Here is a 25,182-nt window from a genome sequence, read left to right as displayed (position 1 = left end):
AGAACTACTCCATCATCATGGGCTTAATATTATATTCATCTTATCCTAATCAAGTGTTCAATCCGGATCCTGAAATTGCGGTATTTAATCCCGGTTCCGGTTCGACAGGCATATGAAGGAGAATTTTATCTTCCTGGTTCTATTATTTTTAATTCCTTTCAGCTCCCACCCGCAGTCTTCAGATCGAATGCACTTCAATCTTCGGAGAAAAACAATACCCGAGATACTTGAAATAATACAAAGCAATACAGGCTACCGTTTCTTTTATGGGCCCGATTTATTTCCTCCCGGTAAAAAAGCAGACCTTATCACCAGCCCGCATACAAGCATTAATACTATCATGGAGAAACTCCTCGGCAACCTCGATCTGACCTGGCAGATAACGGACAAAGGCGCGGTTTTCATAAAGGCCTTAGCTAAAAAAGATATTGATATTACTGTTAGCGGTACCGTCTTTGACCCAAGCGGCCAGCCGGTTCCTGCCGCAACAGTTGTTGTCAAGGGAGAGAAGTCAGGCTCAACCTTGACGGACAGTAATGGTTCTTACCAGATAAACTCAAAAAAAAACGCTATGTTGATTTTCAGCCACATTGGTTTTAAAAATGTAGAGATACCGGTTGACAACTTGCAGACAGATGTACATTTTGAAGGAGAAAGCAAGACACTTTCAGAAGTGGTGGTAGTGGGTTACGGAAAACAAAAAGAAATAACACGGATCGGTTCAATCAGCTCGTTAAATCATCAGGAGATTGAGGCCACACCATCAGCAAGTCTCCAAAACATGCTTTCAGGAAAAATAACCGGTTTATTTTCACAACAACAGAGTGGAATGCCCGGAAAAGATGCTACAAAAATGTATGTCAGAGGGATAAGCACCTTTACGGGTAACGTTTCTCCTCTGGTTCTTGTAGACAACTTTGAATACCCTTATGAAAAGCTTTCCCTACTTGATCCAGGGGAAGTGGAAAATGTAACTGTGCTGAAAGATGCCGTTTCAACTGCAATCTATGGTGTTCGGGCTGCTAACGGAGTTATTCTGGTAACCACCCGGAGAGGTAAAAAATCCGCACCTGTGTTTGAGTTCAGATCAGAATATGGAATCCAGCAACCAACGCACGTTCCCGAATTTCTCAACGCTTATGAAACCGCATTGCTGTTAAATGAATCTATTGCAAACGATAATCTAACCCGGGGAACATCAGTTGCTCCTGAATTTTCGCAGGCTGACCTGAACCTTTTCAGGAACGGGCTTGACCCATACGCTCATCCCGATATCAATTGGTATAAAACACTCTTCAGATCTTTCGCCCCTGTATTCAAAAACAGGCTTGGAATTTCCGGCGGAACTGAGCAAGTGAAATACTATTTGCTGATGGGGTTTCTGAATCAGCAGGGGATGCTCAGGAACTTCTCTCCGGAAAACGATGTCAACACCAACTACTTCAACAACAGGTATAACTTCCGGTCGAATATAGACCTGAAAGCAAGCAAATCCCTTTCGTTCAAGTTTGACTTTTCGGGAACCCTTAGTACCAGAAATAACCCTTATTTTGATGGTGCTTCCGGGGCCGGCGAAGTGGCCGCTTTTGCCGAAGTATTCAGCTATGAACATTTAAGTCCATATATGTATGCTATCCGTAATCCAGACCAAAGCTTTGCTTATTCTTCGCCCTCAAGGGCTCCCTCAGGGTCAAAGCCGAACATCATTGGTCGCCTGACTTACGGGGGGTATCGCCGGACAAAAGAAAACACGCTTAATCTTAATACCGTTGTTACTCAAAAACTGAACGATATTATCAGAGGTCTTGAAGTAAGCGGTGCTTTCTCGATACTTAGTATGAATAGTGCCGAAAAGGAACTTGTACGGAGAAATTTTCCTTCTTTTTTCTTTGATCCTACTACCGGCATTTATCATCCACGCGATCCGAATATTTTCAGAGTAGATCCCTGGTCAAAATCTTATCAGCCCGGGTCGCCGGCTTATCAGCTAAACCTGCGGACGAGTGCCACCTACACAACAAGGTTAAAAAAGCATTTCTTCCAATTTCTGGCCTTGTACAATCAATCATCATTCACTGGCCCTGCTATAAATTTAGCCGATAACTATATACCTTCTAATTTCAGGGGACTTACCTTCCGGTCGGAATATAATTTCGATGAACGGTATCTGTTGGAGATTTCAGGCGCATTGAACGGTACCGACCGCTTTGCCCCGGGCAGACGGTATGGCCTCTTCCCGGCCTTCGCTGCAGGATGGAATATAGCCTCTGAGAAGTTCTTCCAAAACACTTTCCCTTCGGTCTCAAAACTAAAAATCCGCAGTTCTTTTGGAATCACAGGAAGTGAAGATCCCGGCAGCGGAAACTATTATTTATACAGGGATAGCTACGTACGCACTTCGCAATATTCATTCGGAGAAACCCATCAGGCTTATACAGGTATTGCAGAAGGATCTACCGGAAATAAAGGCCTCACTTGGCAAAAAGAGCGAAAACTGAATATAGGTGTTGATATAGCTGTTGCGGATGGCAAAATTTCCGGAACGGCCGAATACTTCAATAATTTTCGATATGATATACTAACGGTAAGAAGCACCATTGCACCGCACTCCGGTATTACCGCAATTCCCTCGGCCAACATAGGAAAAGTGAGTAATCATGGGCTTGAGCTGCAGTTAAACTATATTTTAAAAGCAGGCAAAACGCTCATCACGCCGAAGGCATCGTACAGCTATGCAGCAAACGAGATCAGGGAAATTGACGAACCTCAGGTAAGCTATTTCTGGCAGCGGCAAACAGGAAAGTCTGTGGGATTAATAAAACAATGGATATTTGAGGGCTTTTATCAGCCGGAGGAAATCAGCGATCCGGATGTAGCACGGCCCGCCGGCCAGGTTGGGGCAGGTTATCTGAAATACCGGGATTTGAATGAGGATGGTAAAATTGATTTCGACGACATGGCCTACCTTGGAAACCCCGGCCTACCTACTCACCGCTTCAGTCTGGGCCTGGGCTTTAAATGGAAAAACTTTTCGGCCGATCTGCTTCTGCAGGCCGATACCGGCTTTGATTTTCACGTAGGACAAGATTTGTCCACTCCGTGGAAGGTGAACCTTCAAACCTTTCATTTAAACCGCTGGACCACCGAAAATCAAGCCTATGCGGAATTTCCGGCACTTACTAAAAATTTCGCCGGTTCTTATATGTCGTCCGACAACCCTTCTACATTTTGGGCCATACCAGGAGACTACCTGCGTCTCCGCTCTTTTCAGATTAATTATTCTTTTCCGGAAAGATGGGTCACAAAGGCAGGCCTCAATAAAGCCAGTTTCTTCATAAACGGCTATAATATATTCAGCTGGTCCGCATCCTTCAAGCGCTTCCAGCTTGATCCGGAAGTAGCCAGCGGAAGCAACAATGGCACCTATCCGCAGCAGCGGATCTTCAACACCGGAGTGATTATCAACTGGTAAATAAAATCAGGCGCGCTTAGTAGAATCATTAAATTTCGGACTCTTAATTAATGAACATTTTTACAAAGACCATGCAGAATTTTCCTGCTTTCAATACCAGAAGAGGCAAATGTCACTTTATACCCGCTGTGCTGGTCGCGCTCCTTTGTTTCTGTTCCTGCCGCAAGGACGGCTTCCTGGATAATAAATCAGAAGAGGAACTCGACGAAACACACGTTTTCTCTGACAGTAGCAGGACTATGGATTTTCTGGCCAACGTATATATCGGCTGCGACTACAATATCCAGTTGGGAATCGTCCATAATACCAGCGACTTTGAAAAGCTTACGGATCTCGCCGAAGGCCGTTATCCCGCAGCCGGAAATTTCGACAAACAAGTTACACTGGGTATTTTCAATCAAAACTTTTACACCAAGATCAATGATGACTGGAAGTTTCTCTACAATAAAATAAGGCAGGCAAATATCTTTCTTAAGAATATTAACCATACCCCACTTTCCCACGCGATGAAACTTCGTACCTCAGCAGAAATACGTTTTCTACGCGCCTGGTATTACCATTTCCTGATGAAATATTTTGGTGGGGTACCGCTCGTGTATGGTCAGATCCTCAGTACTGAAATGCAGCCGGATACCCGGCGAAATTCATACCAGGAATGTGTAGAATACATGGTGAGCGAACTTGACCACATAGCGCCGATACTTCCCGCACTGCAAACAGGCCGTGACTATGGCAGGGTAAGCAGGGGCGCAGCGCTGGCCTTGAAATCACGAATACTCATCACTGCCGCCAGTCCCCTTTTCAACGGCGGAAGCACTTCAGATAATCCTGATCTTATCATGCTGACGTCGTATCCTGTTTATGATAAAAATCGCTGGAAAGAGGCCTATCTCGCGGCTAAAGAGGTGATGGAGATGAATTTGTATGCACTGATGACCGATAATAACACACGCCCCGGAAATGGCTTTTATAAAGTTTTTCTGACAAGGGTGAATAACGAGTTTATCTTCTTCAGATCCTATCCCCCAGGTAAAATCATGGAACTGGCCCATAACCCAAAATCCAGGGGAGGTGCATGGTACTTCGACTATCCCACCCAGCAGCTTGTTGATATGTTTCCGATGAGAAACGGGAAAGCAATAGGCGACCCTGATTCAGGTTACGACCCGAAAGATCCTTATACCAACCGGGATCCGCGTCTTGGATATACAGTCATGTATAACGGAAGCCTGTACTATCTCAATAGTACTAAAACACTTTCACCGGTATATACATATGAGGGGCAGACGGACGGGATAATACCCTCTACCTCCAATTCTGGAACAACAACGGGTTACTATCACCGGAAAATGTGTGATGAGCTTGCTGCCGTATCCGGAGGAGGAAATGTAGACAGGGCCGTTCCGTTGATCCGTTATGCGGAGATCCTGTTGAACTACGCAGAAGCGGCTAATGAAACGGGGCTGACCAGGGAGGCGCTGGAACAGTTAAAGATCCTTCGCGCGAGAGCGGGAATTATCCCCGGAGAGAATAAAAACTATGGATTGCCACAATCCCCTTCCCAGCAAGAACTGAGAGAACTGATCAGAAATGAACGGGCAATAGAACTGGCCTTTGAAGGTCTCTGGTTTTGGGATCTTTGCCGTTCGAAGACCGGAACTAGGCTCGACGGCAAGTATACAGAAGGAATGCACATAACCTTAACGGGCTCTGAATTTAAGTATTCAAGAATACCGCTAAGAAAACGCTATTTCAAAGAGAACCTTTATCTCCTGCCCATTCCGGATTTGGAATTAAGCCTGAATACCACGATGCTTCAAAATCCCGGATGGTAAATGACCCTTCTGATCACACAATTAATATCCTTTTAATCAACGTTTAAAACCAATGAAAATTTACAAATCTATTTTTTGCTTAGTAGTAATCCTTCTCAGCTGCCGCTTTGCAGGTTATGCAGGAGAGATCATTCGGCTTAGCAAATCAACCATTCATCTGGCACCTAAAGGTAAGGAAAGAGACGCCTTGATCGGCGACTGGCTTATCCGTAATTCAAAAGTTTCAGCGGTTATTGGAAATGCATCTCCCGACAGGGAGGCGAACCAGATGGTTTCTTCTATACAGGGAGCTGTTATCGACTTTAGCCTCCGCAGCACCAATAATGACCAGCTGGTGGTTTATTACCCCCACGGCGCAAGGGTCGATGTAAGATCTGCTGATACGATCATTGTTTTAAAAGCAACAGGCACTGCTGTAAGCTTAAAAGCAGTAAGGTTTCCCACCCCGGCAGAGCCGTTGCGTACTGAAACGACTTATACCCTGAAAGATAACGAGAGCAGCTTGATCGTGCAAACTGCGTATACAAATCCTACGAAAACACCGCTTAAAGTGGTTCTGTACGATATGCTACGCGGAGAGAACGGGAATAAGGACATTAGCAGTGAAGGCAAAAGCCGGATGGTCTTTATGAACAATAAGTGGAATAATTGTGCCTATGGAGTTATCACTTCCCAGGGCCATATCACCACAGTTGCCCCCACCGGGAAAGCCGGCCTTGTGGCCCAGGGCTACCGCTTTTACTATGGCTCCGGACCGAAAGATTCAGTGTCTGTGGCTGGAGGAAAGACACTTTCCATTGAGCGCCGACTCATTACAGCCGAAGATATAAACGGATTAAAAGAACAGGAAACAGGAATAAAATGGGAGAAAGTGCCTGTACTTATTCAGGATGCCGTGCAAAAAAAACTCGGTGATGTATTCCTGGATATTTACAATGAAGCAGATGAACTGATCTCTTCGGCTATTACCGGCCCGTCCGGAAAGTTGGACCTGTTGCTTTCAGCAGGCACCTATAAGCTCTATGCGTCTAAAGTTGGCCATGACACCATCCAGCAGACTATTAGAGTCCCCTTTACCGGTATGCTGAACCTGAAGATGAAACAAGAATCTGCTGTTTCGTTTCACATCAATACCAAAGATGCCATGGGCAACACTTTCCCTGTGAAAGTTGAGTTTAAAGGTATAAAAGGCAGCAGGAATCCGGTGCTCGGGCCGCCAACCAGGGCCAATGGGAACAGTAATCTTTACTATTCAAAAAGTACCGACTTCAGGGTATCTCTTCCTGAGGGAAGCTATGAAGCGATCTTTTCGCATGGCCCGGAGTTCAACACCGAAGTGATTGCTTTTAGTGTAACTCCGGGAAAGTACCAAACCATTAGTGTAAATCTTAACAGGGCCTTTTCGACACCTGGTTACCTTATCGGAGATCTTCACAACCACACCACCAACAGCGGAGATTCTAACGCAGATGTGGAAGATCGTGTGATCAATATGGCGGCGGCTGGCGTTGAATTTGCTCCGGCCACTGAACATAATCGCATTTCCACGTATTCAAACGAGATTAGAAAACTGGGTCTCACTAACTTTATATCGTCTTCCACAGGCATTGAGCTAAGCGGGCGTCCGGGTCCTGGAAGTATCAATCACCAAAATAGTTTCCCTTTGCGCATCCAGGAAGACAAAAGAGGATACGGGGCACCGGTAACAGACAAAAACCCTTTTGTACAAATGAAGCGTCTTTACGATTATGATAACGGCGCTTTCAAGCTAATGCAGCAAAATCATCCTGATATCTCTCAGCTTTATTTCGACCGGGATAATGATGGTATAGCTGACGGAGGATTCGGAACGGAAAAGATTACAGATGTTATGGAGATCCGTGAAACAATGCAAGGTTTACCGTCTGCTCTTGCAGGAGGGAAACGTAATATACGGTCCTTTCAATGGCTACAGATGCTGAACCTGGGGTATAGGATCTACGGCACGGCTAACTCTGATAACCATGCTGTAGGGCATGCAACCGGCGGCCTGTTTAATTATATCATGACCGACCGAGACACTCCGGCGAAGGCTGATTCTACAGACCTTGCTATGCAGGTAAAGAAAGGTCGTGTTATTATGAGTAACGGTCCTTTTTTAGAAGTTAACATTAACAACGCTAATCCGGGAGATGATCTGGCTGCGCCCGGTGGCAAAGTTGCAGTATCTGTACGCACCCTTCAGGCTAACTGGTATAAAATTAACAAAGTAGTTCTGATTGTTAACGGGAAGGCAGATAGCGCACATACATTCTCTAAAAAGCTGCACCCGCGATTATTCGATGAGGCGTCAGGAAATTTCAAGCATTCCTTTCCGCTGACATTAAGAGAGGACGCTCATCTTATAGTGCTTGCCTACGGAGAAAATGAAATTATAGGGATGGTTACTGGTGGTAATATGAAGCGCCATATGCCCATGGCAATATCAAACCCCATATTTGTAGATATAGATGCTAACGGATTCAAGGTAAACAAGGATCTTCTGGGTGAGCCTTTACCCTTAAAACCAGAGAGAAGAAGCGGCAAAGACGCAGATGGGGAATAGTGTCTTTAGTATAAGAATAAAAAGCAAGCTTGTTCATCCAGGCTTGCCTTTTATTTTATGCTAATTGTGCAGACTAAGCTTAACAAAAGAGTTGACCGGAATCGTGAGGCTGACAGCCTCCTTATTTTCTTCTGTTATCAGATCTTTCTTTGAAAGTTCCTTTCCTGAACTGCTGAAACCTTTCGCTTCAACCGTTTTCATCAGAAAGTTCTTCATATCTAAAACAACCTTACTTGCAGGCTGGTCCTGATTCTTGTTAACCAGGTAAACCCAAACCGTTTTCCCGTCATTACTTTTTATGCCCAGACCGATCAGCCTGTCCCGGTTTATTGTACACATCACCTGCTGATTACCAGGAATCTCACTGAATTCAGAAAACATTTTATACATTCTGCCCGGGTTATATTCCTGCCTTTCAGGAAAAAGAGCACGGGTGGTTTCTGCCGGATCACGGGGCCAGGACAAAGGCCAGAAACAAGACATATATAAACCTGAACGGATATACTGGATGAACTGCTCAGAAGCCATAAGCGCAGCCTCCGCTTCTTTAGGGATTGCCTGGCCTGCCGACGGACCGATATTCCACTCCAATACGACAAGCCTTACGGAAGGAAATCCCTCTTCAGCAAAAACGCCCTCCCACAGCTTCCGTTGCTGCTCGTAACTTCGCTTATCCTGATGTAGCATCAGCGGTTCATCCTTCCAGTTGGCAAACGTGGCATTCTTCCATTTCCAGTACATGTGCACATCTACATAATCAATGTTTTTTCCGGCCTTCTGTAAGAGCGGCCGGATGTACTGATCCGGTCTTGGGTGAGTGTTAACGATGATCTTTATATCGGGATCCACTTTTTTCATTTCCGGTACAAAGCGATTGACCATGTCGCCATATTGTTCTGCGGTATACGTAAAATTAGCATCGTGCTGATAAGGCTCATTGTCAAGATAGTAGTATTTTACCTCTACACCAGATTTTTTGCAGTGCTGCATAAGCCGAACCGCTTCGGCAAGCGATTCTTCAACGTTTCCGTGCTTCATCCCGGAGCCCATATTAATTCCGACCAGCGGCTCTATCTTTAGTCTCTTAACCAGCTGCAGATATTCGTCCACATCCATAAAAGTACCTGGTGAGGTATTCTTCGAGGGATCGAAATCAGGGTCCCAGCTATCTTTCCATCCTTGCCCTGTGGGATTCTCCCAATGGAACTTAGTAACTACCGTTCCGCCCGGGTAACGCAGCTGTCCCGGATTGAGTCCTTTCATTAATCCTGCTACCTTGCCTTTCCCGGCGTCCCACATCTTATCCCCCTCATAGCAATAGACAATATTAAAGCCCATTATTCCCGGGCTTACTTTACCGATCTCTGTTTTCGGATCAATTTTAACATGATACTCGTTCCCTGGCTTTGCACTATCATCGCCAGTATTAAAATGAAAAAGTGCTGTTGCCAGCACTATGCTTACTATCGATTTCATTAAATTTATATTAATAATTGGAGAACTATCTAGTGTTGTCCGAGATAAGGAGAAAACGTTCTCAGGCTATTGGAATCTGTACGTGTATTAATTCTCATTGTTCTCATTTTGCCATTACCCCCGTTCTTTTCGCTTTGATAATCTGTCAGGTAAGTGCGAATAACATGCCCATTATAAACGTCCCTCCTGAAACCCTCGCCGCTGATATGCCCGCACAACATTGCAATAATGTTTGTATTGCCTTTCAAAGCCTCATAAATCCGTTTTCCCTGCCGACTCCAGGCATTTTGTCCCTTATCATTCTCGAGGGTAAGCATGCTGTGACTCACAATGAAAGCTTTCGACAGAGGGTTGGCTTTTAAAACAGAGTCCGCCCATGATGTCATGAGCCCCTGTTTATCTTCGCCGTTTCCGATATCATCAAAGGGAAGAAAGACGACAATATACTTTTGTCCAGCCACTGTGAATTTATCGAAATGGCAGTCATTGTTATTCTTGCCAGCAATGTTTGCGTGGCCCCCGTACCATGGTTTGTTTTTGAAATGCTCTACACCAAAATAGTGATTGTAATATCTTGTAGTGTTTCTCGGCGGGTTAAGGCCTGGAAGATGATGATAGCGCGGATCTCCAAATTTAAGATTTTCATCGGCCTCATCATGGTTTCCAATGGCCAGGCCATAAGGGATTCCGGGGGCAGGCTCTTCAAGGGCATAATATCCTCCGTTATGTACGGCGTTCTCCCACTGCTTTTCCACCGGGTCTCCTTTTCCATAATCGTCAACAATATCCCCCATACCTGCAACATAAGCAATAGAGGAATCCCTGTGGTACTTCTTTATCCAGCTGATCTGAGCCCGGAACATGTCGACGGTGGCGTTACGGGTTTGAGCTGTATAGTACTGGGTATCCGGAATCAGAACAATCCTGAACTCCGCTTCTTTCTCCTTATCTTTCCGGGAGATGAAACACCCGGTCAGCAATACTTCGATCAAAGCTATTAGCAGAGCAGGAGAGCAGATTCTGATGCCTGAGTTTTCTATCATAATGTAAGTTTTAAAAGATGGTATCCAAAAAGTTTACTTAGCACACGCGGTACACGTGCGCTAGCACCCGCCAGTTAATTAGCATACTAGACCTGTCCGCAGACTCCGCTTCGCTCAAGTCTACGGCCAGCACTATCTACGAACAGCTAGTAACCGACAACTACATACCTCACCTGAACTAATACCCTGGATTCTGAAGTAATGCGGGATTAAGAGTAACTTCATCCTTTGGAATCGGGAAATAGTAATATATATCTTTGAAATAACGCGTGCGTACATCAATGACCTGATAGCTATAAGAAGAGCCGCTTTTCGTAATCCTCATTCCATGTACATATTTACCGTCAAGTGTTGGCCCGTCTTTCCATCGCCTGATATCCCATAACCTATGCTGCTCGAAAGCAAGTTCTATGGCACGTTCGTTTTTAATCAGCTCGCTTGCTTCGTCTTTCAACGGTGAGGCAGGCAATCCATACATTCCATCGGGTCCAGGGTTAATTCCGGCGCGGATTCTTAATTCTTTAAGGATCTCCATGGCTTCAGAGCTGTTATCAAGTTCATTGGTAGCCTCAGCATAATTGAGTAGGATTTCAGCATAGCGGATAATAGGGAGCCCCCGCTCTACATTGCTGCCTCCTGTCATTGCGGCGTACTCGTCGCACATCTTGCGCGAGTAATAACCGGTGATGGTGGCCGTATTCTTTGAAACTTCCACCAGGCCATCACTTGGTGCACCTACATAGGTATTTACTTCCGACAGAGCTTTTGTGCTGTTTAGAAAAAACTTACTCCCGTTATAAATCACCGTAGCGCTGAGCCGCGGGTCGCGGTTAGCGTAAGGATTGGATACATCGTACCCCTGTGGGTTGGACATAGATTTTACATCGCTGCTTATGGATTTCCCATTGATGGTTGGAAACTTATCCACCATCTCCTGGGTGGGATAAAAATAGAAATTAGCACCTCCCCGGGAACGTGGCAGGCTTCCCTGCTCAACTTGCTTGCCATTAGGCAAAAGTCTTGACAATATAAATTCATTATTTACCCTGGTAATAAACACCTCGTAGAAGCCCTGGCCCTTTCCTGTCGCCGATCCCGACCATGGAGTGGAATTATCAGTGTACAGGTCATAAATATGGAGATTCATTACTGCCTCCGCAGCCCGTCGTGCAGCTTCCCAACGGTTGCGGTCTGCTGTAGGATAACTGAGCAGTTTCTGAAGTTCGGGTTTATCTGAAGTACCTCCCCCATTGTACAAAGGACTGGCAGCATACAACAATATCCTGGATTTTAATGCAAGGGCGGCTCCATTGGTAATCCTTCCATAATCCAGGCCGGTATAGTTTGGCGGAAGATCGTTCGCACAAGCATCCAATTCGCTTACCATATAATTTACGCATTCTTCCCAGGTGTTCCTTACAAGGGTACCTACAGCGTTCGTATCAAATACCTCATCCTGAACTATAGGTACGCCTCCGAAAGCCCGTGTAAGGTAGTGGTAATAGAGAACTCTCAGAAAACGAGCTTCAGCAATAATACGTTTCTTCTTAGCTTCGGATAATGGAACCCTGTCCATATTTCTCAAAAGGATATTCGCTTTGCGAATATTGCCGTAAAACGTCAGCCAGTCTGCAGCATAGTTATTAAAATAGGTATTGGCAAAAGTTCCCTGGGTAAATATCTTATCAAAGTTACCTCCCGCCGGGTAACGGCCTTCCCCTTCGTCAGTAATTTTACTCGTCTCACGCTGGTTGTGAGCGGGAGTGATTTGGAAGTAATAACTCATGTCGACATACAGCCCTGCCAGGAAATCCATGGTGTTGGTACTATCGGCAAACGTTATCTCTTCGTTCAGACTGGCGGTAGTTTTAGTGTCCAGGAAGCTCTCCTTCTTACAGGATATCGTTAGTACTGTTACAAAAAGAGCGATTAACAAAAATATCTTTTTCATCTTTTATTTAATGGATAGATTAAGCCCCAGGTTAAAAATTGCTGAATTCGGATAAATTGAAGGATAAGTTGAATTAGAAGGGTCTCCCCGCACCACTTCAGGATCAACGCCGAAACGTTCGAAAGATCTTGACCATGTATACAGGTTATAACCGTTCGCAAAAATGCTTGCTGATCTCATACCCACTTTATTTGCCCACTTAGCTGGTAGTCTCCAGGCTAGCTCTACTGATTTAATTCGCAGAAAGTCTCCGCTTACTGCCCAGAAATCGGAGTTGCTTCCCGTGGTCATATATGTTCCGTGAAAATTACTTACCAGCGACGGAAATTCGGCCGTTGCAGCAGTTTCAGGCGTCCATCTCTTCATGTGGATTGACTGAAGGTTTCCCTTAAATGGTACCGAAATAGCATATCCCACCTGGACACTGTAGTTCAACGACGACTGAAGCATTACATTCAGGGAAAGTGATTTGTAGGTGAATCCTGTTCCGAAACCAATAGTAGTATTGGGAAGGTTGGGCTCTCCAAAATAACCACGATCGTCATCAGAAATTACACCGTCACCGTTCAGATCGCGATATTTAAGAAAGCCGGGTAAGGTTGTCCCCTCTCCTCCTTCAGGAGTTGTAGATCCTATGTATTTAGGAACGGAAGGATCAGCTGCTTCTTCAACAGAATAAAATCCATCCCAGATGTATCCCATAAAAGAACCCACAGGCTGACCGGTCTGAATTTTCCAGGGATAAGCAGGATTTACTTCATCTATTTCAAGGATCTTGTTTTTGGCAAATGAATAATTTGCATTCAAGCTGACACTAAAGTCTTTACTGAGCTTCGTACTGTAATTCAGCTCCATTTCGAAGCCCCGGTTACCTACTTTCCCGAGATTAAGCGGCGGTAATTGTCCGCCCGGTATACCGAAGTAAGATGGAACAGTTTGTCGTGGGGCCAGAATATCATATCGCTCGTTAAAAAACAGCTCTGCAGATCCGGATAAGTGGTTGTTGAAAAAGCCGAAATCAATCCCGGCATTCGCCTTCCGTTCCTTTGACCAGGTAACCTCTTTATTTGCCAGCGACAATGGAACAATAGTCGGATTGTTGGTATTCGATTCTCCGAACGAGTAGCTACCAGAACGTTCATAATTTTCCTCGTAAGCATTTTTATAATCTCCAAGATCATCATCTCCAACAACACCTAACGAGCCACGTATTTTAAGCAGGTTTACAAAGCTGATGTTATCTTTGAAGAAACCTTCTTCAGAAATTACCCAACCTGCCGAGGCTGCCGGAAAGAATCCAAAGCGCTTTTCTGCAGCAAACTTATCAGAACCGTTATAACTCCCGTTAAATTCAATGAGGTATCTATTCTTGTAATTGTACCTTACACGGCCTGTAAAACCTCTGAAATTTTCCGGGATATAGCTGCTTTCAGTCTCCTCATCATCTTCAAAACTGGCAAGAAGCTTGGTGTTCTGGTTGTATAAAGCCAAGACACTCAGATTGTGAGTATTTGCGAAAGTACGGTCGTAATTCAAGCTCGCCTGCAATGTGGATTGCCGCCTGGGCCTGCCCGATTGATATTGTAAAGAATATGGATCTACACGGAAAACGTTGACGTCCCTTGGCGTATACTTTTCCGTTTCCGGATCATAAGAGAATGAAGGAAAATTAGAGCTGGAAAGCGAACGTCGTGACGAGGTTTGATTACTGATAGAAGCAGCTACCCTGGCTTGCAGCCCACTGGCAAGGAAATCCAGCTTTTGAGTAGCTGAAACATTCAGATTTAGCAGGTTTTGCCGGTCACGATCGTAACCGCCATGTTTAATGCGTCCCACAATGTTATTAGCAGCAGTTGCCGAAGAACCGAAACTTCCGTCAGGATTATAAACAGGATAGCTATAAGGAGGAAGTTCCTCGTAATCCATCACCTGGCGAAAAGCACCATCACCAATTTGGGGTTGATTTGTTACGGTGTTGTTTCCGGATAGATCAAGTCGTAAACTCAATGAACTGGTTGCCTTAACATCCAGGTTGGTCCTGAAATTATAGCGGTTAAAACTGTAGTTATTGTTCACATCATCCGCTTTGAAATTCCTTAATAAGCCATCCTGAGTTTGATACCCAAGGGAAACAAAGTAATTTAAACGCTCAGAGCCTCCAGACAGATCTAGATTAGATTTTGAGATGGGAGCACTCTTTCTAAATAAAGTATTATACCAGTCTACATTGGGGTGCCCGTAAGGATCACTTCCATTTCGAAAAAGCTCAATATCTTCTTCAGTAAATTCTGGTGTACCATTTCCGATTCCAAGTATTCCATCGTTTTTCAGTGCCTCATTTCGCAGCATGGCCATGTCGACAGAATTGAGAACTTCAGGAACGTTGGTAGGCATTTGCAGTCCGAATTCAGACCTGAAGTTTATTTGAGGGGATCCGGTTTTACCTCTTCTGGTAGTAACCAGAATTACACCGTTAGCGCCTTTAACTCCATAAACCGCGGTGGTAGCAGCATCCTTCAAAACACTGATGCTCTGCACTTCGTTCGCATCGATATTCTGAAAGTCCTCATAAGTAGATTCAATATCATCCACAAGAATGAGCGGACTTTGTTTGCGCCCCGCAAACGTGCTGACTCCACGAACGAAGAATTCCGCCCCGTCTGCACCAGGACGACCACCACGTTGCTGAGAGAAAAACCCCGGTAACTTTCCTGTTAAGGCGTTCTGCAAGCTCGCAGAAGGTGTTTGCTGGATTTCCTCCCGGTTCACCATGCTTACAGAACCGGTAACACTGACTTTCTTTTGGGTTCCGTAACCAATAACCACTACTTCGTTCAGGCCCTTCGACTCTGTTTGCAGGCGCACATTCAGGGTTGTAATACCCCCAACATTGATCTCACGTATCTCATAACCCATTCCCCGGAAAACGAGGATATTTCCTTTTCCTTTGAGGGCGATCCTAAACCGCCCATTGGCATCAGTGCCCGTGCCATTATTACTGACACCTTTTTCAAGAACAGCAATACCAGGAACAGCTCCGAATTCGTCGCTAACCACACCACTGATCACCCGGTTTTGTGCGTATACCGATATCGCAGCAAAAGCCAGAAAAAAAGTAAAAACGATTTTATATAAACTCTTCATAATTTGTCTTTGCGTAACTTACCATCCGGGGTTTTGAATTAATGCCTTATTTGCCTGAAGCTCTGCGAAAGGAATCGGATACCGGTACATCTGCGGTGCCTGAAACACCAGTGACTCAACAGCTTCCACATGATAACTGAAGCTTCCGTCAGCAGTCTTAGTGATCCTTATGCCCCTGAGCATTTTGTTAAACTCCGTTTCAGCAGTCATCCAACGGCGCACATCCCAGAAACGATGTTCTTCAAAGGCCAGTTCCAACCTTCTTTCCAGCCGTATAGCTTCCCGCATCTCATCTTGCGTCATATTTCCTTTCAGGCCATAAAGAGAACCATCTCCGGCAGTAATTTTTGCTCGTCCACGAATTGCCTTAAGCTGGGCATAGGCGATATCGCGATTGGCAACAGCATCTGCAGCTTCATTGATCGCTTCCGCATAGTTCAGTAAAACTTCTGCATACCTGAAGATGATGAAATTGTGATCGGCAGCCGGGTAATTGCTCGCGCTGGAGAGATCCGGGAGAAACTTCCTGAGATAATAGCCTGTTTTTGTTTGGATCAATGCTGTACCCGGACGATCCTTCCCTCCGTCGAATGTCTCCACCGGCCTGCCCAGCCATTCCTGTCCATTGTAAAACACGGTAGCTTCCAGACGCGGATCGCGACCGGTGTACGGATCCTGCTCGTCATAACCTGAGCCGTTTTCATGGATACCGCGCCCGTTCAGCATAGGGAATGCTTCAACCAGGTTTTGAGTAGGACTGGTTGTGCCATTTGATTTGTAGAGATCTGAATAGTAACCCACGGGTGAGTTAGCCTGCTCAAGACTGGAAGACTTTGCAGACTGAACTGAGAGTATAGCTTCTTTCACATTTCTTGTGGTGAATATTCCACTAAAGCTGGAATTCAGGTTGAAATAATTGAGGTCAATTATTGCCTTAGCCGCATCGGCTGCTTCCTGCCATCTACCAGCATCATTTGCGGAATTATTTAAGGGACTTGCAGCATAAAGCAGTGTTCGTGCCTTCAGGGCAAGTGCTGCGCCCTGGGTTATCCGCCCCAATTCATTCGCTGGAACAAGTGCTGCATCTTTTCTCAATAAACCGCTGACGGCATCGCACTCAGCAGTGATATATTGTGCGCACTCGGCAAAACTGTTTCGCGGCAGGGAAATCTTGTCTTCCATTTCAAATATATCTTCGCCTACGAGCGGCACTCCCCCATAGCGCTTAATGAGTTCGAAATAAAACATAGCGCGCAGAAACCTTGCCTCTGCTTTCCAGTACTGCTTGAATGTTTCGGACACAGGCACCACATCGATTTTGGACAAAAAGAGATTTGCCCTGGAAATCCCGGTATAATTGTGAGCGAATACTTCGTCCACTACCTCAAACTGGTTTTGGTACCCCTTAGCGAGGATATGAATATCCCCTGATAACTGAGAACTTACCGCGTCGTCAGTAGCCGCATCCAGAAAAGCGCCGTTTATCCGGTTAAAGCCTTTAGGTAAAAACGTATAAAGATTGGTGAGGGCTTGTTCGGCAAGTTGACCGTTGATATCCATCTGATCGTAAATCAGTTCTTCCGTTCTCACCTCCAGGGGAAATTCCTCAGCCTCTTGACAGGCAGTGTACGACATGCACAGGCAGGCCAGTACAGCATATAATTTATATGATCTTTTTGAAAACATTGCTGGGATATATTAAAGTTTAAGTGACAGTCCGCCGTTAATTACACGCTGAATCGGGTAAAGCCCGGTATAGTTCTCCGGATCAGCATCTTTAAACTTAGAGAAGGTTAGAAGATTTTGGCCGTTTACGAAGACCCGGATCTTTTTGACAGTGTTGAGCGGCAGAAAACCGGCTTTAAACGTATAGCCGATCTCTGTATTTTTAAGACGCAGGTAATTGCCGTTCCGGACATAGAGTGAAGAGGAAACAGAATTATTCGGATTTGAACCAATAGTTACACGCGGGAGGACAGCGCTGCCTGCGGTTGCCGGTGTCCAACGGTTCAGATTATGTTCATACGCCTGTCCTAGTCCGTCGTTACCAAACGCGAACTGGTAATCACCATTAGTCAATATATCCCGGTTTGCAACTCCCTGAACTAGCATGCTGAAGTCAAAACCAGCGTAGCGTAAAGCTGTCGAAACACCGTAAAAAACTAAAGGATGGTTATTTCCTATCACTGTTCTGTCGTATCCATTAATAATACCATCATTGTTGAGATCCGTATACTTTATATCGCCGGGTTGTGGTGTATACCCTTGAACAGAGGCATCGCCAAGATTGTCCGGCCCGAAGAACCCCTCTGCAACATAGCCCCTTATCTGGTTGACGGCATGTCCCATAGAACTCATCCATGGATAAATCTGCTCCGGCTCGTCATTGTCGATCACCTTACTTGCAACAGTCGATAAGTTTCCTGAAACCGAGTACTTAAGCCGGCCTGAACCAGCAGCCCAGCCGGTGGTGATTTCAATCCCGGAAAAACGGTTCCGGCCGAGGTTCTCAAGCGGATACTCCTGTCCAAACAGACCAGTATTATTGCCGCGTACCTGAAGAAGATCATACTGGCGGTTATTATAAAAATCAAAACTAAACCAGCCACGCTGTTTCGCGTAAGCGATATCAAAGCCGACATTGAGTTTTTCTGATTTTTCAGCATCGCGGTTATGGGCAGGAGTGCCGCGATAGTAGGATCCGGCAGATGTCGCGCCAGTACCGAAGAAGTAACCAGAACCACTGACATAGCCCTGGCGAAAGAGAAAATATCCGGGATCAGCATTCCCTACCCGGGCCCAGGAAGCCCTAAGCTTAAGTTCGTTAAGGAAAGTAAAATTGCGCAGGAAAGGCTCTTTATGTGCGTTCCAGCTTAAACCGGCTCCGGGATAAAAACCATATTGATGCCCTGCTGCAAACCAGTTGTTGCCACTATAGGCTCCAGCCAGTTCGAAGCTAAAGCGCTGATCATATGAATAACTGATCCGGCCACTGATATTTTTGAACTGCTGGTTTAGCTGCATATTACTCTGGTCACTCTCGTAACTACCTAGCAGCAAAACCGATAAGCCGTTCGCCTTCCACTGCTGATCGTATCCTGCCGACAGTTCGAGATAAGTTTGCTGCAGACGGCCGATTACAGATGAAGCATTATTTTGATCGGTTATTGAATTCACACGGGTGTATACAGAGGTATCGCCCGTAACCGGGAAATTATACGCATTATATCCTTTTGAACGGTCAATTTTTTGTTCGTAAGAAGGACTGTAAGATACAAGAGCTTTAATCCAGCTTCCTTTTATAACATCGCTCAGATCCTTTCGGAGGCTTAAAGTGGCTGAAGCTGCCTGAAGATTATTCTTAAGATACCCGGAGGCAACTGCGTCAGCATACGGGTTTCGCGGATAACGCCGGTTACCGGCAAATGATCCCTGAAAATTTGTGACAGGGCTTGCATTTTGAGGAACAGTTTGCAGCGAGTGGAACAGGTTTTCAAAGCCGACCCCAGGCTGAATATAATCGTGAATTGTTCCTGTGACATTCAAATTTGCATCAAGGCTACTACTGACTTTGAGATCTACGTTCGAACGGAAAATGTACCTGTCAAATTTGATATTTGTACCGTAGTCTGCAGCTGGATCTTCTTTAAATAATCCGTTTTGGGACTGATAGTCCAGCGAAACAAAGTAGCCTACGTTTTTATGATCTCCTCCGGCATTCAGCGTGTAACGCTGTAATGGAGCATTATTTCTCAGTGTTTCGTCTCTCCAGTTTACGTTAGGAAAATGGTAGGGATCAGTGCCGCTCCTGTATTTTTCGAGATCATCCTGGGAATACACAGGAGAATAACCTGAATTACTTAAGGCCTCATTGTAAAGACTGGCATAGTCAAATGCGGAAAGCGGCTTTCTCATTCCAAGCGGAGTTTGTAAGCCTGCCTGTCCGGTGATAGAAATGCTTGAGCCTGGTTCCTGTCCTCTGTTTCTGGTGGTGATCATTAACACACCATCCATCCCCCTGTTTCCAAGCATTACTGTCGACAATCCGTCTTTAAGAAGCGTGACTGACTCAACTTGCTCGGGATTTATTGCCAGCACGTCAAAAAGCGGGGCTCCGTCAACCAAGTTATACCGTGGCACTCCATCAATAACCACCAGGGGTGATCTGCCCCGGATACTGAGCTGAGAATTGTCAAATCTGGGAGCGCCATTTGTCTGCACAGAATACAAACCTGCAAGTCTTCCGGTAAGGGCATTGCTAAGTAAATTAACCGGAGAGCTTTCCAGAGTCTTCCCGTTGAGATAGCTTAGCGATTGCACCAACTGATCCCGACGAACCGTACCAAACAGCTGAGGTACCTTTTCAGGACTTGCAATCAGCACCGTATCCTGCTGATCCGGTGCTGATTGTTTTTTTCTGCCCTGCGCAAATGCACCTGACCAGGCAGCAGGAAAAAGGATTCCTGATGAAATAAGTAAGAGTGTAATTTTTTTTGAGCGTGAGTGTAGTGTTTTTCTCATACAAATCTCCTGTAATCAGAGGACCCTGTTACCGCCGGAGATTTCTCCCGACTATCAAGATCCTCTTGTCTATTTACAGAAGAGAGCCATTTAGGCCACCTATCTACTAAGCCCTTAAAATCAGAAAATGCTGACTGGCGGAGATAAAATGCGTTTACAGTAGCTCCAAACTCAATCCTAATATTAAACCCTATTTTTGATAACAAAATCTTAACACCGTTAGATGCTGTATCCTTCATCAATGGCTTGCTTGAGAAGATTCAGGTGATCATCAATTTCTGTCGATTCAACCAGTGCCTATCTCAGCTTTTGTCTATGCTGTTGATTAGAATCGAATTCAACCTGTCAAACATCTTGATCCAGCTCTGGTAGGCACCGGTTTTCTTTGCCTCTTCTTCCAGAACCGTTTGGTGGATAGAAACCTTGGTCCTTTCTCCGACAGGTTCAAATATAACCGTGGTGAGCAATTCTTCCGGCCAGTCATCGGCCTTTCCGGCCTCGACTGAACGAACAGAGTTTCCGTCTTTATCAGATAGCACCATGGAGAATACTAATTTTTCAGGTGCAGAAACTTCTGAGTACACTCCCTTTATCCAGCACTCGCCGTGCACCGGATCATAGATACAGGAATGAAAACTTCCTCCTTGCCTAACGTCAATGGACTTGAATTCGATAGTGCAGCCGTCAGGCGCATACCAATGCTTCAGCAGCTCTGGATCTGTCCAGGCTTCAAATACCCTTTCTCTTGGAGCATCAAACAGGTGCGTAATTAAGAGTTCTTTTTGCGTTTCCATATTTATTTTTTTGTTTCTTTTAGGAATTTATCCAGTTTGTCAAAGCGGTAGTTCCATAATTTACGAGACTCATTCACCCAATCTGTAATCTCATTTAACTGCTCCAGCCTGGCTTCGCAAAATCGTTCACGCCCTTTTTGAGTGATTTCGATCATGCCACATTCATTCAAAACTTTAATATGTTTGGCAATGGCCTGCCTGCTAATACCAAAGTCTTCACCAATGGTGGCCAGGTTCAATGGTTCACGGGCAAGTTTTTGTATGATCATTCTCCTGGTAGGATCTGCTATAGCCTGAAATACGTCTCTTCTTTCAATCATTATTCAACCAAATGGTTGCCAAATATAAAAACAACCATTTGGTTGCGCAAATATTATTGTGATTACTTTTTAGACGGATAATTTAACACAGAGCCCACGGAGATGACACAGAGGTACACAGGGTTTTTAAATAGTTAACTCTGTTTATCTTTCTTATATTAAAAGGAAAACTAACCCTGTTCAACAGGTTCAACAGCGGAAAATGAAGTTCTCCGCTTGGTCAGGAAACGACTTCTTAGATAATTCCGCACTGGCTCATCATAGAATACCATCGCAGCATAGGCTATTGCAATTAAGACAAGTGTGCCCCCAATAACGATGATAAAGAGCTCCGCTCCGGCAGGCTTGTGATTAATAAAGTAATTGCCAAATATCCATATGGCTGCATAATGAGTCATATAAAGTGGATATGATATCTTTCCCGAAAAGAGGCAAATCTTTTTGAGACCTTCTGATAAAGCAGCTCCGCCACCTAAAGAAATAAGCAATGGAAAATAGACTGCAACAACCAGGAATTCCGCCAGCCAGTTCCATTTGAACAGGGGCATTCCAAAAGCGAGAGCTAACAATACAGTAAGTCCCGCGAAACCCAAACGGTTTTTGATGATCCAGTTGAACCGGAAGATCAGCATCCCCATCAGAAAGGAATAAGAAATACGGGCACATCCATCCCAGAAGGTTGGACCTGACCAGCCCCCTACCAGATTCCCTGCGCGGAAGGCAACGAAACCAAGTACCGCAGCCGATAGTATAGTTAAAATGCCGAGGTAACGCCGGCTGATCTTATAGAGAACAAGAACATAAAAAATATTCGCCACGTACTCCCAAAAAAGGGACCATGCAGGCGCATTAAAACTGAAAAGGTTAAATGCACGCTCTTCCATTGCCGGATACGGTATCAACAATGCAGCAGACAACAATGACAGCAGTACTTTCCCCAGGTCATGTCCTTCGGCTCGAACGACGAAAGGATCAAACAAGAACCCTAACAAGCCTAAAACGGCCCCCAGGATAACCAGCGGGTGCAGCCTTATAAACCTGGTTTTTAAAAATTTTAAGATCCCCATATCCCCCACACGATCATCATAAGCGTATGCGATGACAAACCCGGATAAACAGAAAAAAAAGTCGACAGCCATATAGCCGTGGCCTATAAAATTTTTACTAAAGTCTGGTTGAATCCACTCCATGAAGTGAAATATCACTACAGCTAATGCTGCTATTCCTCTCAGACCGTCAAGAATTTCGAAATGCTGTTTGGTATTGAGAACATTGTTTTGGTGATTGACGTTCATTTCTGTATTGCTATCCCCCCATCATTTCAGGCCTTTATCAAAGTTTCGATGTCGAACTTCTTCATTTGCAAGAAAGCTTGCATCACCCTGCCTCCTCTCTCCCGGTCGCTCATCAATTCTTCCAGTATGGATGGAACGATCTGCCAGGAAACTCCAAATTTATCTTTCAGCCATCCACACATGCTTTCCTCTCCACCTTCAGTAAGCTTTGACCAGTAATGATCGATCTGTTCCTGGTTTTCACAGCTTACTACCATTGAGACAGCCTCATTAAATGAAAAAGGGTGAGGCAATGAACTATCCATAGCCATCATCACATAACCATTTAAACGGAATTGCGCATGCACTACAGATCTCCCGCTTTCGTCGTCTGGTGTATCGTACAAAATGCCCGTTACAGTAGAGTCCTTAAATATGGATGTATAAAACTGGACGGCTTGTTCAGCTTTTCCAAACTGGTCGCCAGCAAACATCAATGTGGGAGTATATTTCTGTCCCACATCTTCCATTTTCCCAAAAGATATCTGCCAGCTTATGCCGAAGCGGTCTTGGACCCAGCCATACAAGTCACTCCAGTCATATTTGTCGAGGGGCATCAAAGCCCTTCCTCCTTCCATAAGCTTGGTCCAAACCTCTTTAGTTTCAGCCTCCGTTTCACAAACTACAAAAAAGGAAACAGAGGGATTGACCTTAAACTGGGGCCCTCCGTTTAAGGCCATAAATCTCTGACCGCTTAATTCAAAGGTTACTACTACAGGGTTTTCTGTCTTTATTTTTCCATCCTCAAAAACAGAGCAATAAAAATCTGCTACGGCTTTTGCGTTTCCATCGCACCAGATACAGGGATACATGTTGTTTTCCATAGTGTTCAATTGACGTAGTCTAATATCTGAAAAAGATTTCGTTATTGCTTATCAAAACACCGTGCAGACAATTATTTCCAGCCCGAAATTATCCTGACTCAGGAGTAAAATATCTACATACGTCGCATTTACCTTTTTTTTGACACTTTAAAATCCTCTCTTAGATAGATAAATCGAAAATCCTTTTTCAATGAAAACTAATCACCATAAGCTATTCAAAAGTTTTTTATGCTTTGTAGCTGTTTTAATCACGCAAACGTCCAGAGCGCAGTATCCGCAAATACCGGAAGACGTGGGCAGAGCATCGAATGCGCTAATGGCCGAAGCCCGGAAACAGTCTGACATAGCCTGGCAAAAAGCACTTCCAATAATAGAGCAACAGGCAAAAGAAGGTAAGCCCTTTATTCCATGGGCGGCCCGCCCCAGTGATCTTCCTCAGGCCGAGATCGTCGCTTTCCCGGGAGCGGAAGGCGGAGGTGCTTATTCATTCGGCGGACGCGGCGGAAAAGTATACGTAGTTACAAGCCTTGCTGATAGCGGTCCGGGTACGCTGCGTGAAGCTTGCGAACAGGGTGGAGCCCGTACAGTGGTCTTCAACGTTGCAGGCATCATCCGTCTTAAAAGTCCGCTGATTATTCGTGCACCTTATATTACCATAGCCGGGCAAACCGCTCCTGGCGACGGTGTTTGTGTTGCAGGTGAATCTGTCTGGATCAATACCCACGACGTGATTATCCGCTATATGCGTTTCCGCAGAGGAGAAACGAATGTAGGCAGGCGCGACGATGCTATCGGAGGAAATCCAATAGGTAATATCATGATCGACCATGTTTCTGCCAGCTGGGGTCTTGATGAGAATATGTCGATGTACAGGCATATGTATAACGACAGCACGGGTAAAAAAGAGGAGAAGTTCGGAACGGTAAACCTTACGATTCAGAACTCGATTTTTTCTGAAGCTTTAGATACCTGGAACCATGCCTTTGGAAGCACTTTAGGTGGTGAGAATGCGACTTTTATGCGTAATCTCTGGGCAAACAACGCCGGAAGAAATCCTTCTATCGGTTGGAACGGAACGTTTAACTTCGCCAACAACGTGGTATTTAACTGGGTTCACCGCTCAACAGACGGCGGAGACTATAAAGCCACATACAACATCATCAATAATTACTACAGGCCAGGGCCTTTAACGCCTCAGACTCCCCTTGCCTATCGTATTCTGAAACCGGAGTCTGGCCGCAGCAAACTTCCCTACGTGGTGTTTGGAAGGGCTTATGTGACCGGAAATATTGTACACGGCAATCAGAAAGTAACGGCCGACAATTGGCATGGAGGAATACAGGTTGAGGGTAAAGACGGCGAGCTGATGGACTTCAATTCAGCGAAACAATACTTTGCTGCAATGAAAGTGAATAAGCCGTTTCCAATGGCTAACATCTCTTTACTACCGGCAGATCAGGCTTTTAACTATGTGTTGAATAATGCCGGTGCTTCTCTTCCCAAGAGAGATCCGGTGGACACCCGTATTACTGAACAAGTTAGAACAGGCAACATCAATCCGCTTAAGAATGTAAAAGTACCAGCCACACAGTTTAAACACCGCAGGCTGCCTATTGATTCTTATAAAGGGGGCATTATAACGGACATCAGCCAGGTAGGCGGATACCCTGAATATAAGGGAACTCCTTATAAGGATACGGATAGTGATGGGATGCCTGATAGTTGGGAAACCAAAAATGGCCTGAATCCAAAAGATGCCTCGGATGCTAGTGCTGACAAGAACAATGATGGCTATACTAATATGGAGGACTACTTAAACAGCGTAGTTACCCTAGCCACAGTAAAGCCCTAAACACATACTAATAGATAAAGCATGAGGGAGTC

Annotated in this window: 15 protein-coding genes; 4 read left to right on the top strand and 11 right to left on the bottom strand. The window is 45.1% G+C overall.

Annotated features, from left to right (window positions below; genetic code table 11):
- Nucleotides 1-112 precede the first annotated feature (112 nt).
- The 3 genes from J3P37_RS01685 to J3P37_RS01675 are packed head-to-tail and all read left to right on the top strand — an operon-like array spanning nucleotide 113 to nucleotide 7,891.
- A complete protein-coding gene (locus J3P37_RS01685; RefSeq protein ID WP_256009254.1) occupies nucleotides 113-3,472 on the top strand; it encodes a SusC/RagA family TonB-linked outer membrane protein in 3,360 nt (1,119 codons plus the stop codon).
- Between the two features lie 50 nt (nucleotides 3,473-3,522).
- Nucleotides 3,523-5,307, top strand: coding sequence for a RagB/SusD family nutrient uptake outer membrane protein (locus tag J3P37_RS01680; RefSeq protein WP_256009253.1), 1,785 nt, complete (start codon nucleotides 3,523-3,525; stop codon nucleotides 5,305-5,307).
- A gap of 52 nt (nucleotides 5,308-5,359) precedes the next feature.
- Nucleotides 5,360-7,891: a CehA/McbA family metallohydrolase gene (locus tag J3P37_RS01675; RefSeq protein WP_256009252.1), complete on the top strand. Its 2,532-nt coding sequence runs from the start codon at nucleotides 5,360-5,362 to the stop codon at nucleotides 7,889-7,891.
- 60 nt (nucleotides 7,892-7,951) lie between these two features.
- Here the strand turns inward: J3P37_RS01675 and J3P37_RS01670 are convergent, their stop codons facing one another.
- The 11 genes from J3P37_RS01670 to J3P37_RS01620 form a co-directional block, all read right to left on the bottom strand.
- Nucleotides 7,952-9,367, bottom strand: a complete 1,416-nt coding sequence (locus J3P37_RS01670; RefSeq protein ID WP_256009251.1) for an alpha-L-arabinofuranosidase family protein — start codon at nucleotides 9,365-9,367, stop codon at nucleotides 7,952-7,954.
- A 29-nt stretch (nucleotides 9,368-9,396) separates the two neighbouring features.
- Nucleotides 9,397-10,410 (bottom strand): metallophosphoesterase family protein, encoded by a 1,014-nt coding sequence (locus J3P37_RS01665; protein ID WP_256009250.1) that lies wholly within the window; start codon nucleotides 10,408-10,410, stop codon nucleotides 9,397-9,399.
- 178 nt (nucleotides 10,411-10,588) lie between these two features.
- Nucleotides 10,589-12,361, bottom strand: coding sequence for a RagB/SusD family nutrient uptake outer membrane protein (locus tag J3P37_RS01660; RefSeq protein ID WP_256009249.1), 1,773 nt, complete (start codon nucleotides 12,359-12,361; stop codon nucleotides 10,589-10,591).
- Between the two features lie 3 nt (nucleotides 12,362-12,364).
- Nucleotides 12,365-15,505 (bottom strand): SusC/RagA family TonB-linked outer membrane protein, encoded by a 3,141-nt coding sequence (locus J3P37_RS01655; protein WP_256009248.1) that lies wholly within the window; start codon nucleotides 15,503-15,505, stop codon nucleotides 12,365-12,367.
- 18 nt (nucleotides 15,506-15,523) lie between these two features.
- Nucleotides 15,524-17,191, bottom strand: a complete 1,668-nt coding sequence (locus J3P37_RS01650) for a RagB/SusD family nutrient uptake outer membrane protein (protein ID WP_256009247.1) — start codon at nucleotides 17,189-17,191, stop codon at nucleotides 15,524-15,526.
- A 12-nt stretch (nucleotides 17,192-17,203) separates the two neighbouring features.
- Complete coding sequence (locus J3P37_RS01645) at nucleotides 17,204-20,026, bottom strand: SusC/RagA family TonB-linked outer membrane protein (RefSeq protein ID WP_256009246.1); 2,823 nt, start codon at nucleotides 20,024-20,026, stop codon at nucleotides 17,204-17,206.
- A complete protein-coding gene (locus tag J3P37_RS01640) occupies nucleotides 20,023-20,265 on the bottom strand; it encodes a hypothetical protein (protein ID WP_256009245.1) in 243 nt (80 codons plus the stop codon). Before J3P37_RS01640 ends, J3P37_RS01645 begins: the two co-directional genes overlap by 4 nt.
- Before the next feature lie 63 nt (nucleotides 20,266-20,328).
- Nucleotides 20,329-20,820, bottom strand: coding sequence for an SRPBCC family protein (locus J3P37_RS01635; protein ID WP_256009244.1), 492 nt, complete (start codon nucleotides 20,818-20,820; stop codon nucleotides 20,329-20,331).
- A 2-nt stretch (nucleotides 20,821-20,822) separates the two neighbouring features.
- On the bottom strand, nucleotides 20,823-21,140 hold the full coding sequence (locus tag J3P37_RS01630; RefSeq protein ID WP_256009243.1) for an ArsR/SmtB family transcription factor: 318 nt from the start codon (nucleotides 21,138-21,140) through the stop codon (nucleotides 20,823-20,825).
- 170 nt (nucleotides 21,141-21,310) lie between these two features.
- Nucleotides 21,311-22,435 (bottom strand): acyltransferase family protein, encoded by a 1,125-nt coding sequence (locus J3P37_RS01625; RefSeq protein ID WP_256009242.1) that lies wholly within the window; start codon nucleotides 22,433-22,435, stop codon nucleotides 21,311-21,313.
- 26 nt (nucleotides 22,436-22,461) lie between these two features.
- Entirely contained in the window at nucleotides 22,462-23,298 is an 837-nt protein-coding gene (locus J3P37_RS01620) for a VOC family protein (protein WP_256009241.1), read from the bottom strand.
- Nucleotides 23,299-23,488: 190 nt separating this feature from the next.
- On the opposite strand from J3P37_RS01620, the gene J3P37_RS01615 reads away from it, so the two are divergent.
- Entirely contained in the window at nucleotides 23,489-25,150 is a 1,662-nt protein-coding gene (locus J3P37_RS01615; protein WP_256009240.1) for a pectate lyase family protein, read from the top strand.
- Nucleotides 25,151-25,182 lie beyond the last annotated feature (32 nt).

The sequence above is a fragment of the Desertivirga xinjiangensis genome (assembly GCF_024436435.1).
GTDB classification, from domain to species: domain Bacteria; phylum Bacteroidota; class Bacteroidia; order Sphingobacteriales; family Sphingobacteriaceae; genus Desertivirga; species Desertivirga xinjiangensis.
The sequence above is the reverse complement of the archived record's forward strand: the minus strand, read 5'-3'. Positions and strand labels throughout refer to the sequence as shown.

Bases quoted from the DNA above. Each gene is read 5' to 3' on its own strand.
- J3P37_RS01685 (WP_256009254.1), top strand. From the start codon at position 113: ATGAAGGAGAATTTTATCTTCCTGGTTCTATTATTTTTAATTCCTTTC.
- J3P37_RS01680 (WP_256009253.1), top strand. From the start codon at position 3,523: ATGAACATTTTTACAAAGACCATGCAGAATTTTCCTGCTTTCAATACC.
- J3P37_RS01675 (WP_256009252.1), top strand. From the start codon at position 5,360: ATGAAAATTTACAAATCTATTTTTTGCTTAGTAGTAATCCTTCTCAGC.
- J3P37_RS01670 (WP_256009251.1), bottom strand. From the start codon at position 9,367: ATGAAATCGATAGTAAGCATAGTGCTGGCAACAGCACTTTTTCATTTT.
- J3P37_RS01665 (WP_256009250.1), bottom strand. From the start codon at position 10,410: ATGATAGAAAACTCAGGCATCAGAATCTGCTCTCCTGCTCTGCTAATA.
- J3P37_RS01660 (WP_256009249.1), bottom strand. From the start codon at position 12,361: ATGAAAAAGATATTTTTGTTAATCGCTCTTTTTGTAACAGTACTAACG.
- J3P37_RS01655 (WP_256009248.1), bottom strand. From the start codon at position 15,505: ATGAAGAGTTTATATAAAATCGTTTTTACTTTTTTTCTGGCTTTTGCT.
- J3P37_RS01650 (WP_256009247.1), bottom strand. From the start codon at position 17,191: ATGTTTTCAAAAAGATCATATAAATTATATGCTGTACTGGCCTGCCTG.
- J3P37_RS01645 (WP_256009246.1), bottom strand. From the start codon at position 20,026: ATGAGAAAAACACTACACTCACGCTCAAAAAAAATTACACTCTTACTT.
- J3P37_RS01640 (WP_256009245.1), bottom strand. From the start codon at position 20,265: ATGAAGGATACAGCATCTAACGGTGTTAAGATTTTGTTATCAAAAATA.
- J3P37_RS01635 (WP_256009244.1), bottom strand. From the start codon at position 20,820: ATGGAAACGCAAAAAGAACTCTTAATTACGCACCTGTTTGATGCTCCA.
- J3P37_RS01630 (WP_256009243.1), bottom strand. From the start codon at position 21,140: ATGATTGAAAGAAGAGACGTATTTCAGGCTATAGCAGATCCTACCAGG.
- J3P37_RS01625 (WP_256009242.1), bottom strand. From the start codon at position 22,435: ATGAACGTCAATCACCAAAACAATGTTCTCAATACCAAACAGCATTTC.
- J3P37_RS01620 (WP_256009241.1), bottom strand. From the start codon at position 23,298: ATGGAAAACAACATGTATCCCTGTATCTGGTGCGATGGAAACGCAAAA.
- J3P37_RS01615 (WP_256009240.1), top strand. From the start codon at position 23,489: ATGAAAACTAATCACCATAAGCTATTCAAAAGTTTTTTATGCTTTGTA.